The 11,604-nt window shown below is 57.5% G+C and carries 12 protein-coding genes; 10 read left to right on the top strand and 2 right to left on the bottom strand.

Going from position 1 to position 11,604, the window contains the following annotated elements; genetic code table 11:
• The first annotated feature begins 88 nt into the window (after positions 1-88).
• Positions 89-235, top strand: a complete 147-nt coding sequence (locus B2590_RS05680; protein WP_286810224.1) for a hypothetical protein — start codon at positions 89-91, stop codon at positions 233-235.
• Between the two features lie 83 nt (positions 236-318).
• Here the strand turns inward: B2590_RS05680 and B2590_RS05675 are convergent, their stop codons facing one another.
• A complete protein-coding gene (locus B2590_RS05675; protein ID WP_286810223.1) occupies positions 319-1,137 on the bottom strand; it encodes an SDR family NAD(P)-dependent oxidoreductase in 819 nt (272 codons plus the stop codon).
• Positions 1,134-1,301: a hypothetical protein gene (locus tag B2590_RS05670; RefSeq protein ID WP_286810222.1), complete on the bottom strand. Its 168-nt coding sequence runs from the start codon at positions 1,299-1,301 to the stop codon at positions 1,134-1,136. The genes B2590_RS05675 and B2590_RS05670 overlap by 4 nt, the downstream gene beginning before the upstream one ends.
• 141 nt (positions 1,302-1,442) lie before the next feature.
• On the opposite strand from B2590_RS05670, the gene B2590_RS05665 reads away from it, so the two are divergent.
• The 9 genes from B2590_RS05665 (at position 1,443) to B2590_RS05625 (ending at position 11,523) form a co-directional block, all read left to right on the top strand.
• Complete coding sequence (locus B2590_RS05665; RefSeq protein WP_286810221.1) at positions 1,443-2,225, top strand: hypothetical protein; 783 nt, start codon at positions 1,443-1,445, stop codon at positions 2,223-2,225.
• Positions 2,218-2,481: a hypothetical protein gene (locus tag B2590_RS05660; protein WP_286810220.1), complete on the top strand. Its 264-nt coding sequence runs from the start codon at positions 2,218-2,220 to the stop codon at positions 2,479-2,481. The genes B2590_RS05665 and B2590_RS05660 overlap by 8 nt, the downstream gene beginning before the upstream one ends.
• A gap of 36 nt (positions 2,482-2,517) precedes the next feature.
• Positions 2,518-2,994, top strand: a complete 477-nt coding sequence (locus B2590_RS05655; RefSeq protein WP_286810219.1) for a hypothetical protein — start codon at positions 2,518-2,520, stop codon at positions 2,992-2,994.
• Between the two features lie 458 nt (positions 2,995-3,452).
• Positions 3,453-3,899, top strand: coding sequence for a MarR family transcriptional regulator (locus B2590_RS05650; protein WP_041333405.1), 447 nt, complete (start codon positions 3,453-3,455; stop codon positions 3,897-3,899).
• 205 nt (positions 3,900-4,104) lie between these two features.
• On the top strand, positions 4,105-5,169 hold the full coding sequence (locus B2590_RS05645) for a lipid A deacylase LpxR family protein (RefSeq protein WP_082040520.1): 1,065 nt from the start codon (positions 4,105-4,107) through the stop codon (positions 5,167-5,169).
• Between the two features lie 56 nt (positions 5,170-5,225).
• Positions 5,226-6,479: an efflux RND transporter periplasmic adaptor subunit gene (locus tag B2590_RS05640; RefSeq protein WP_052479435.1), complete on the top strand. Its 1,254-nt coding sequence runs from the start codon at positions 5,226-5,228 to the stop codon at positions 6,477-6,479.
• On the top strand, positions 6,476-9,643 hold the full coding sequence (locus B2590_RS05635; RefSeq protein WP_126812694.1) for an efflux RND transporter permease subunit: 3,168 nt from the start codon (positions 6,476-6,478) through the stop codon (positions 9,641-9,643). Before B2590_RS05640 ends, B2590_RS05635 begins: the two co-directional genes overlap by 4 nt.
• The gene (locus B2590_RS05630; RefSeq protein ID WP_126812692.1) at positions 9,633-11,069 is read left to right on the top strand and encodes an efflux transporter outer membrane subunit; all 1,437 of its coding nucleotides are present in this window, start codon (positions 9,633-9,635) and stop codon (positions 11,067-11,069) included. Before B2590_RS05635 ends, B2590_RS05630 begins: the two co-directional genes overlap by 11 nt.
• A complete protein-coding gene (locus B2590_RS05625) occupies positions 11,053-11,523 on the top strand; it encodes a GbsR/MarR family transcriptional regulator (protein ID WP_126812691.1) in 471 nt (156 codons plus the stop codon). The genes B2590_RS05630 and B2590_RS05625 overlap by 17 nt, the downstream gene beginning before the upstream one ends.
• The last annotated feature ends 81 nt before the right edge of the window (positions 11,524-11,604 follow it).

Here is an 11,604-nt window from a genome sequence, read left to right as displayed (position 1 = left end):
CAAAGTGTTGATTCCCATAGAACCGGTGCAATGAGACCTTAGATCGTAATTTGAAAGCGGACGATTCTAAAACCATCAGGATGATGCCATGCCCCAATCGCCCCTCGTCCAACCCCTGAAGCTCCCCTGCGGAGCAGTTCTGCCCAACCGTATTACCAAGGCTGCCATGACCAAGGGGCTCGCAGACGATCAGCTACACGCCACCCACCGCCATGAAACCCTTTATCGACGCTGATCCGCGCCTGGGTATCCTCAAGGCTGTTGGGGCACATGTGAAGGATGAACTGAGCCGGGCCCAAAGGGTAAAGAAGGCTCGGCCTACCTCAAGATGATTCTCTGGATCGAGCGGGGAATAAACCGGGTGATAAATTCGGCAGCGTAGGTCTGTGGTGTAACCAGATACCGAGGCTTGGGGCGTGTCGCCTCAGCGGCGCTGTAAATCTTTTTCACGACGTCTGATGCGCTGGCTGTAAAGGGCTTGATTCTGGCGCCTGGCGCGAGCGCCACCTCCATTGCTTTGTACTTTTCCCGGTGCACGGCGCTTGCCCGGCCAAGCAAGGGCTGCAAAGCGGCCAGGGCATGCTCTCTGAACCGGGTCACCACGGGGCCGGGGAGTACAAGCGAGACGCTTTCCAGGCTGTTGCTGGCCTGTTCATCAAACCAGAAGCTTTCATGGGCCGTGTTCATCGCGGATTTGGCGGCACAGTAAGCGCCTTTCATTTTCTGGGGGGCGATGGATAGAACAGAGCTAACCGCGATGACCCGGAAGGGTGTGCCGTGTTGTTCGCCGAGTCTCAGGCAGACGGCAGCCAGCTTGATGGGGCCGAATACGTGGGTGCTGAACTGCTTTTGCCACATGGATTCGGACAGGTCGCGAAGCGCTCCGAACTGCCCGTAACCGGAGTTGTTGACTAGGATAACTCGCTCGGCGCCCGCGATTTCGGTGTCCAGAGCGCCCGCAAGCCCTTCAATCTGCTCAAAGGACTCGAGATCCAGCGCTAGCTCCAGATCGGCTGACTCGACGCCGGTTGGCTGTCGGGATAGGGCGATTACCCTGTAGCCTTTCCGGGCAAAGACGGCGCAGGCTTCACGGCCAATTCCTGCGCTGGCACCGGTTATCAGAGCGAGTTTGGTCATCGGATTAATCTCCAATCCTGCATCCACAGCAGAAATTCACCAGCCTGCTGCCTGGAAACGAAAAGGCTGACTGAAGCAAGGTCCTCAAGATCCAATGGCTCGCCCTTAGTGTCGAACGTCACCAGGATAGGGTTGCCACGGCTGATAGTGTACGTGTCTTTCATTGACTTACCTTCACTCGCTTTGCAAAGAGTCAGGTTAACATTCTGGATTAAAAATCCCCGATACAGTAGGCGCCTGATGGCGTTACACTAATTGTCAAACCTACGTTACAAAACACTGTTCAGAGTGATTGTGGTGAGCTGTTGAACGACTACCTCGAGAAAATCCTCCGTGGCCAGCCCATTAACTATGAAGCTTTCCTGAAGAAACTGCCGGAGGCGTTTCGGCGCCGCCATAGGAAGTTGTTTGCGACGGAAAAGGTGAAAACCAACCGTTGGCTTGTCACGATCCTGAATGAAACCGCTTTCACGGAGCTGCAGGATGTGACGCAAACGCCGGTAAGCCGGGTAGACGCCGCAAAAAAGGGTAACTCTCATCGCCATGGCACCGAGGTCAGTTTTCTTCTCGTTTACCATCAGGGGTTGGCGCACAGCCGGCCGGACGTAGTCGTTATTGGAACAGAATTCGTGGATATGGGGTTTCATCAAGCCCGGTCGGTGCTGGTGGTAGAGAACGAGCGGAATTTCTACCAGTATTCGCAGATGCTCGATTTTGCCAGCGAAACACTGGGTAGGCGCCTGGAACTTGCGAAGTGTGATGTGGTGTTGGGTGGTGGCAATCGGGTTACCCGGGGCGCGATTCTTGACTGGTTGCAGGGCTATGAAGAAGTATTCTGCGCATTCGATTATGATGCGGGTGGTCTGCAAATGTTCTCGACGATCGCAGCCTCTCTTGGTAACAAAGCCACATTTGTTCAGCCGCCCGACTGGCAGCCATGGCTGGCGCGGTTCCGCAATATACCGGACACCACCGAACGGTTCACCAGGGCGATATCGTTGGCAGAGGGGCTTGGTTTTGTGCCCCTGGCAGAGGCCTTCAGGGCAACCGGCAAATTCATGGAACAGGAGATGATTCTGGATGAGTGACTCCCAGGGGAGCCCAGGCAATTTCAATTTTGGTATTCGCCGTCTGGTATTGGTGGATTCTGCTGGCTTCTGTTACGTGGAAATTCCGGTGGACAACCACGGCCTGATCCTGGGCCCGGGCAATCTGGGTAAGTCCAGCCTGCTGAATTCGCTGCGGCTGTTTCTGTTGCCGGAAAATAACTTTAAAAACAGTCGCAAGAAATTCGCTTTCCGCAATGCCAGCGCCGGCAGTTTCTATTCCAACGAGGAAAGCTAACAGCATTACTTTCCCAGCCAGTTCAGTTTCCTGATCATGGAGGCCGAGAACCCGGCGGGAGTGCATTGCCAGATCCTGTATCGGGACAGCGCTAGTCAGCTCAGCTATGGACGCGCTTTCGTGCCGGTGGGTTATGACCAGTTGCGGCCGCTGTTCTGGAATGGGAATGATGAGGACGGAATCGGCCAGGCGGTGCCAGAGCTGACTTTTAGCCGCGTGTCAGAGACACTGAAAAAACACTCCAAAGAAACCCGGCTGGTGAATGACCCGGCCAAACTCAAACAGATGCTGTACAGCAGCGAGCTGATGAACGCTGATGCCGTACGCTATTCCGTGCTGCCTTTGGGTGAGTCCGACGAGCGCCGGGTGCAGTCTCTGCGCACGCTGATTCTGCTGTTGTTTGAAATGAAGGCGGACGATCAGGCCATGTCCAATGCGGTGGCCAGCATTATCGAGGCAGAGGGTTGGCAGACAAACGTGAAAAATAGCCCAAAAACACTCCCAACCTATTGAACTACCGTTTTTTTGGTCACCCGAACCCGAGTTCATGTCATTCTGACCGATAAAAGTAACTCAGCCTTGTTGTCGGCCCCGCAGACTCTACTCGACTGGGGACTGACCTTAGCGGATGCGGATTGGCTGGAAGACGCCGTGCCGAAGACCCGGCTGATGTCGAGTGAAGATGCTACGGTGTTGTGGGGCGCTCGGCACCAGCTTTTTAAAAGCCGGTCGCCGGTCACAACAGACAGCAAGGGTGTCTGCCAGGGCGACAATACGCTGAGGGCCTCCGGTCTCTGAAGAAGCGAGGAGTTACCTGTCTCAGTGAAAGGAGAAGTTCCTTAGCTGGCCTCGGAATCCGCGTGATGTTGCCTATTGATCTGGTGCAAACCTGGCTAATGTGTAACTGACGCTTGTCTATATGATTAGCTTGCGATTTACTGTTACTGAATCGTCAATAGCAGGACAGTGACATGGCCCCGCACTCCCCTCGAGATCAGTTTCCTCTCACCAATGCCCGGGTAGCAAGGCGCTGGCGTAAGTTGTTGGATGAGCGCCTGAAAGATTTGGGGGTTACCCAAGCTCGCTGGTTCACCATGGTCTGCCTGCAGCGTGGTGGTGGAGGATTGACCCAGCGGGAGTTAGCCCGCTTGATGACCATCGAGAATCCGACATTGGTCCGCCTGCTTGACAGCCTCGAGGAGCAGGGTCTGATTGAGCGCCGGCCCAGTGAGCGTGATCGGCGCGCCAGGCTGCTTTATCTTACCAATGCCGGTGAGCACTTTATGAGCGAACTGAATGAGCGGGCGAATGTCTTGCGAGAGGAGATGCTGAAAGGCATTGAAAATACCGACCTGGAAGTCGCCCTGCGTGTTTTTGAGCGGGTTATGGAAAATTCCGCCAACCTCAAAAATTCCTGAATCCGAGACATTTTTCAGGCAGCGAGCGAGAAGATTAGAACTGGAGCGTTCTGCACATTACACCGTTGCAGGACAATTCCATCACGGCTAGCTGTCAATCATTACTTGTGTTACGTTTAGTTTATACTGAACAGATTGAACAAGTTGTGCGGACAGCCGTCTCATCATTTCTGGCCGGCGACCAAAAAGTCGCCGTACGGAAGGTATGTCAGCATCCGGGAGCAAGTTCTTTTACATCCGGTTCAACCCAGCTTTGACAGAGGAATCTTCAGTGAAATCTGGATGTTGCAGAAAGCGTTACCGGAATTGGTGCTCAGGTCTGTTGCTGGGTTCTCTTGTGACATCAGCTTCCGCTGAAGGCCTGCTGTCCCTGAAAGTGGAAAACGATGCGTTTTCCGCCGGCGGCGATGGTCAATATACCAACGGCGTAGAGGTGATCTGGGCCTTTGAGCCCGCCGATCAACACTGGACCCGTCGTCTTGCGGATATTATTCCGGGCTGGTCTGGCAGTAGTCTTGCCGGCGCAACGTACCGGCTGGGGCAACAGATGTATACGCCGGAAGATATAGAGGTTGAAGCGCTTATTAAAGATGACCGTCCCTATGCCGGCCTTTTGTTTGGCGGGGTTTCGCTACTGAGCGAAAGGGAGCACGGTGGCTTGCGTTTGGCAGACAGCCTGCATATCGACGTGGGCATCGTAGGCCCGGCCTCCGGCGCTGAGGTGGGTCAACGAAATTTCCATGAACTTATTGCGGCAGACAAGCCGAGGGGTTGGGATAACCAGCTTGATAACGAGCCAGTTATCAATTTCGGTTATGAACGTGCCTGGTTTATGAAGCAAAACTTCTCTGGGCTGACCATTGAATATGGGCCGTCTGCCGGGTTTGCGCTCGGCAACCTGTATACCTACGCTTCCGGCGGCCTGGGGTTTCGTTTGGGAGAGGGGCTTGAGCGTAGTTTCGGCATTCCGTCAGTCGCTCCTGCACAAGGCGGGCAATCCTCTTTTCGGCGGGATCAGGGCTTTAGCTGGTACGTCTTCGCTGCCGTTGAAGGGCGCTATATGGCACACAACCTGCTGCTCGACGGCAACAGTTTCGAGGACAGCCACTCCGTTGATAGTCGCGAATGGGTTGGCGACGCCCAGGTGGGTGCGGCATTGACCTGGGATCGCTGGCAGATCGCTTACACCTACCTGTGGCGAAGCGAAGAATTCAAGGAAAAGGACGGCGTCGATCAGTTTGGATCGATCGTTCTGTCTACCTGGTTATAAACGAAGGCATGGATCGAACGGTTTTTGAGTCTTTGGCCCATTCAGAGGTTAGTTATATGGAAACAGAGAAGAGTTTGATGGTGCGTCTATTTGGGGCCCGCATGCTGCCCATGTGGTTGGCGGTTCTTTTGCTGGCTGGTTGTGACAACTCCTCCGGTCAGACAAAGGCTGAACGGTCTGCGCCGCCGCCTCCAGAAGTCGGCGTTGTTGAGGTGCAGCCGCAGCGTGTGAATCTTTCAATGGAACTGCCGGGCAGAACCGCCGCTTACCGTATCTCGGAAGTGAGGCCGCAAGTCACGGGCATTTTGCAGGAGCGCTTGTTTGAACAGGGCGCCCAGGTCAAAGCAGGTGAGGTCCTCTACCAGATCGACCCCAACCGATACCGTGCTGCCCATCAGCGGGCCCAGGCAGAACTGGAGCGCGCACAGGCCGAATTGCGACAGGCGCAGCGGGAGTGGGCACGTACGTCAGACTTGTTTGAGAAGAATGCGGTCAGCAAGCGTCAACGTGATGAAGCGCTATCGGCCTTGGAGGCAGCCCGGGCGGATGTCTCCCGATCCCAGGCGATGCTCGAAACGGCGGGTATCGAGCTGGCGTATACCGAGGTCAAGGCTCCCATCGCCGGGCGCATTGGCCCGACACTGTACACGGAGGGTGCGCTGGTGACCGCCAATCAACCCCAGATCCTGGCGCGCGTTGTGCAGCTTGATCCCATGTATGTCGATATTCAGCTACCGGTCGAAAAACTGGCTCGAATTCGGTCGTCTCTGAAGGAGGGCGCGGCTTCTGAGGCCGGCCCAAATGAAGCCGAGACTGTTTTGTTGCGCGAAGACGGCACCCCCTATCCGCATAAGGGACGCGTTGACGTTACGGATGTAACCGTCAACCAAAGCACCAGTTCTGTCACGGTGAGAGCCGTCTTCCCCAATCCGGACGAAGACCTTCTGCCTGGAATGTACGTGCGCGTTCGTCTGAGTGAGGGAGTTCGGGAGAACGCCATTCTGGCGCCGCAGCAGGGCGTGAGCCGTAATCCGCAAGGAGAGGCCACCGCGTTGCTGGTCAACCCGGAGGGTGAAGTTGTCGCCCGCCAGTTAGAGGCAGAGCGGGCCATTGGTGCATTCTGGCTGGTGGAGAAGGGGTTGGAACCGGGAGATCGTCTCATCGTCTCCGGTCTGCAGAAGGTTAGGCCAGGAGCCAAGGTGAAGCCGGTTGCCGCAGATATTCCATTACATCCCACCCAAAACCAGCAAGCCAGTGGCACGAATAGTCCGAAGAAGAACGCCTCCGACGAGGAGGGCCCCGCACAATGATCAATTTCTTCATTTCCAGGCCCGTTTTTTCCTGGGTTCTGGCCATTGTCGCCATGCTGGCGGGTATCATGGCGATCTTCGTTTTGCCGGTCCAGCGGTATCCGTCGGTGGCACCGCCGGCGGTGGAAATTCAGGCCGATTATCCTGGCGCCTCGGCGGACACCGTGTCCAATACGGTGGTTCAGGTCATTGAACAAGAGATGACCGGCCTCGACAATCTGCTCTATATGGGGTCGACAGCGGATTCCTCAGGCCACGCTACGGTTACTCTCACCTTTGCGGCGGGCACCGATCCGGACATTGCCCAGGTCCAGGTGCAGAACAAGCTCAAACTGGCGGAACCGCGACTCCCGGAAGTGGTGCGCCAGCAGGGGATCAGCGTCGAGAAATCCAGCACCAGCTTTCTGATGGTAATGGCATTCGTCTCTACCGACGGTCGTCTCAGCAAGCTGGATATCGCCGATTTTATCAGCTCCGAGTTAGCCGAACCCATCGGACGGGTAACCGGTATCGGCAGCGTGCAGGTTTTCGGCTCTGAATATGCGATGCGGATTTGGCTGGACCCTTCGGCGTTGACCAATTACGGCCTGACCGTCGCCGACGTGAGCGCCGCCATCGAGGCGCAAAACGCCCAGGTCACCGCCGGTCAGCTCGGCGGGCTGCCCGCAGTCGAGGGCCAGCAGCTCAATGCCACGGTCACCGCCCAGACCTTGCTCACCTCAACCGAAGAGTTCCGCAACATCCTGCTCAAGAGTATGCCCGACGGGTCCCGGGTGCGCCTGGGGGATGTTGCCCGCGTTGAGCTGGGCGGCGGTGCAGTCCAGATTGACACTTTCTACGATGGCGAGCCGGCTGCCGGCCTTGGCATCAATCTGGCGCCGGGTGCCAACTCGCTTGCGGTCACAGAGGCTGTTAAAGCGCGGCTCCAGGAGCTCGAGCCCTATTTTCCCGAAGGGGTGGAGATTCGGTACCCCTACCAGACGGCCCCTTTCGTGGAGGCCTCCATCGACGCGGTGGTCACAACCATCATCGAGGCAATCGCCCTGGTGGTCCTGGTCATGCTCGTATTTCTCCAGAGTTGGCGGGCTACCCTGATACCAGCGATCGCAATCCCGGTGGTGCTGCTGGGCACGTTTGCGATCATGGCGGCCTTCGGCTTTTCCATCAACATGCTCACTCTCTTCGGTCTCGTATTGGCGATCGGCCTTCTGGTGGATGACGCCATCGTGGTGGTGGAGAACGTCGAGCGGGTGATGCATGAGGACGGCCTGGGCCCGATGGAGGCGACGCGTAAGTCCATGGGGCAGATTGCCAGCGCGCTGATTGGCATCGGTGTGGTGCTGTCTGCTGTTTTTATTCCGATGGCCTTCTTTCCGGGCTCCACGGGGGCCATCTATCGACAGTTTTCTTTGAGTATTGCCGGTGCCATGGTGCTTTCGGTGCTGGTGGCTCTGATTCTGAGCCCCATGCTGTGTGGTCGGATACTCAAGCCCACGCACGAAAGAACCTTGCTGCAAAAGCTGTTCGGCTGGTTTGAAGCAGGCCTGGGGCGACTGACCCGGGGCTATGTCCGGCTGGTTGGCCATACGGCGCGCCACGCCTGGCTCTACACATTGGCGTTCCTGGGCATCGTTGTCCTGGTGGCCGTTCTCTTTGTGCGGTTGCCCGGCGGGTTCCTGCCCGCGGAGGACCAGGGGTTCGTCGTGTTGCAGTATCAGTTGCCCTCCGGTGCGACCCAGCAGCGCACAATCGATACCATTGAGGTTATCGAAGATTACCTTATGGAGCAGGATGAGGTGCAGGGCCTCTTCACAATCGCGGGTTTCAGCTTCGCTGGCCGGGCGCAGAACGCGGGACTGGCGTTCGTCAATCTCAAGCCATGGAGTGAGCGCGATCCCGAGACGCAAAGCGCCGGCGCCATCATTCAGCGGGCGAACCGGGCGCTTGCCGGGCTGGTGCGTGATGGGCGGGCTTTTGCTTTCAATTTGCCACCGATACCGGAATTGGGGCAGGCCCTGGGCTTTGAATTGCGCTTACAGGATCGGGGTGCCATCGGGCATGAAGCGCTCATGGCAGCGCAAGGTCAATTGCTGCAGTTGGCGGCCGAAAGCCCCGTGCTGGCGAGTGTGCGTCCCAACGGTTTGGCGGACAATCCCCGCTACAAAGTGGACATTGATCACGAAAAGGCACAGGCCCTTGGCATAGAGTTGTCCGAGATCAGTCGACTTCTGTCGGTGACCTGGGGCTCGCAATACGTTAACGATTTTCTCCATGAGGGGCGGGTCAAGCGGGTCTATGTTCAGGGTGATGCCCCTTTCCGGATGCTGCCTGAGGATTTTGAGGCGTGGTATCTGCGAGCCGCTAACGGAGAGATGACCCCGTTGAGCGAAGTGACGAACGGACGCTGGGAGTATGGCTCACCGCGCCTTGAGCGTTTCAACGGTGTTCCGTCCCGCCAGATTCAGGGTGAGCCGGCACCGGGGTACAGTACCGGTGAGGCCATGGCGGAGGTCGAACGTTTGATCGCTCAACTCCCGGACGGTGTGGCCGGAGCCTGGAGCGGCCTGTCCTATCAGGAGCGCCAGGCCGGTGCCCAGGCATCCCTGCTTTACGCGCTGTCGGCACTGGTGGTGTTTCTGGCGCTCGCCGCGCTCTACGAAAGTTGGACCATACCCATTTCCGTGATGCTGGCGGTGCCCTTGGGCGTACTCGGGGCGGTACTTGCAGCGATGGTTCGCGGGCTTCCTAACGACGTCTTCTTCCAGGTTGGCATTCTGACCACCGTTGGTGTGACTGCGCGCAACGCTATACTTCTGGTGGAGTTCGCCCGAACACTCGAGGAGCAGGGAATGAAGCTGATTGAGGCAACCAAGGAAGCGGCGCGAGTGCGCTTGAGGCCGATTCTGATGACATCGGTTGCTTTCGGCATGGGTGTGTTGCCGCTTGCTTTCGCCAGTGGAGCCGGTGCAACCACCCGTATTGCGATAGGAACGGCGGTTCTCGGCGGCATGATTTCGGCAACGATACTGGCGACGTTCTTTATTCCACTGTTCTATGTGGTGGTCCGCCGTATCACGGATTTTCTGAGTGGCTCCAGAGACCAGGATGACTCGGCTGCGGCCGCTCCCGGACGTGCAGACGGAGGTGTGGCTGATGACCGTTAAGGTATTGCTGGCCACTGTGATGGCGTTGTCACTTGGTGGCTGCTCACTCGCGCCGACTGTTGAGAAACCCGAGCCGTCGGTGCCGGAAAACTGGTCTTCCGCACGACTTTCGGCGAACGAGAAACTCCCCCTGGATTGGTGGCGTGGCTTTGGCGATCCGGCGCTTGTCACCCTTGTTGAAGAGGCGCTTGGTGCCAACAGCGACCTGCAACTTGCTGCTGCCAGGGTCGCCGAAGCACGGGCGCGCCTTACCGGGCAGCAGGCGGAACAATATCCGCTTCTGGAGGTAGAGGGCTCTGCGGTGCGCCAGGGGCCGAGTGAGGAGGTGGTCAACAGCGCTGGTGGTGGTCAACCCTTCAACGATATCCAGGTCGGTGGGGTGCTATCGTACGAGCTGGATCTTTGGGGGCGGCTTGCGAATGCCAGCGAAGCAGCCCGGGCGCGTCTCCTGGCCAGTGCAGCGAATCGCGAGGCCGTGCGACTAGCCGTGATTGGTGAGGTAGCCAATGGTTACTTCAATTTGCGTGCGCTTGATCGTCAGATCGACATCACCGAACGCACCGTGTCATCCCGCCGCGAATCGGTCGCCCTGCAACGGGCCCGGTCCGAAGGAGGCGAGGTTAACGAGTTGGTCCTGCGGCAGGCTGAAGCCGAGCTTGCAGCCGCTGAATCCGAACTTCCGAGGCTTCGCCAGCAGCACGCCCTTCAGCGAAACGCCTTGGCAGTGCTTCTGGGGCGAGATCCACAACAGATTGTACGGAGTGATATTTCCGTGGCGGATACCATTGGTGAGATGAATGTTCCGGGCAGCGTCCCTGCCGGCCGGCCGGCGGATCTGATGGTCCGCCGACCTGACATTGTGGCAGCCGAACAGGAGTTGATAGCGGCCAACGCCGAAATCGGTGTTGCCCGGGCGGCGTTCCTGCCCAGGATTTCGTTTGAGGGCCTGCTGGGCCTGCGAAGTGCCTCCGGTGGCGACTTGTTCCAGGGCTCCGCATCCACTTGGCAGTTGGGCGGCTCGTTAGTCGGCCCGTTGCTGGACTTTGGGCGTTCCGAGGCATTGGTCAATCAGGCGGAGGCGCGTCAACGCCAGGCTCTGATTGCCTATCGTCAGGCCATTCAGGTAGCGTTTCGGGAGGTGCTCGACGCCATGGCCGGGGTGCGTGGTGCCGAAGAGCGCCTGGAAGCGCAGGCCCGGCAGGTAGCAGCACTACGGAGCACCACTAAACTTGCGCGGTTGCGCTTTGAGGGTGGCGCCTCCAGTTATCTGGAGGTACTGGATGCTGAGCGGAGCCTGTTTACAACCGAACTTGATCTCGTGGAAACGCGGCGCGATCAATTGCAGTCGACGGTTAATTTGTATCGCGCGTTGGGAGGGGGTTGGCAGAGTTCATCGCAATCTTCAGATTATGAAAACACTGACTGAATCAGACAGACGGTTTATTGAACGCCTCGGTCTTCAGGCTCAATCCGAAGGCTTTTCCCGGATTGCCGGCCAAATTTGGGCGACACTTATCGTGTCAGATGAGCCGGTCAGCTCATCGCAGCTTGTAGATACGTTGCGTGTCAGTAAGGCGAGCGTCAGTACGAATACGTGCTTTCTCGAAAGACTGGGTATTGTTGAACGCCGAAGCATTCCGGGTGAGCGCCAGGATTTTTTCGCCATTCGTCCGCATCCTTACGCTGCTTTGGTCGAAGGGCAGATAAAACGGCTCGAGGCCCGAAAGGAGGTGATCGCGGAAGCCAAGGCAACCATTACCAATGAACAGACGCTTGCCAAGCTGGCTGATCTGGACCAGTTCTACACCCTGTATTACGAGAGCTCCAAAGACCTTCTGAAGCAGCTGAAATCTCAAGTCCGAGGTCATAAAACAAAATAAAACCAAAGGAGTAGGCTCGAGCTTCATCCGGGCCTGAATGAAACGCTGGCTATGTCAGAGCAACCCCCGTCGGTGTTACTG

Origin of the sequence: Marinobacter sp. UBA3604 (genome assembly GCF_002375325.1) — a bacterium.
In the GTDB taxonomy this organism is placed as follows: domain Bacteria; phylum Pseudomonadota; class Gammaproteobacteria; order Pseudomonadales; family Oleiphilaceae; genus Marinobacter; species Marinobacter salarius.
The sequence above is the reverse complement of the archived record's forward strand: the minus strand, read 5'-3'. Positions and strand labels throughout refer to the sequence as shown.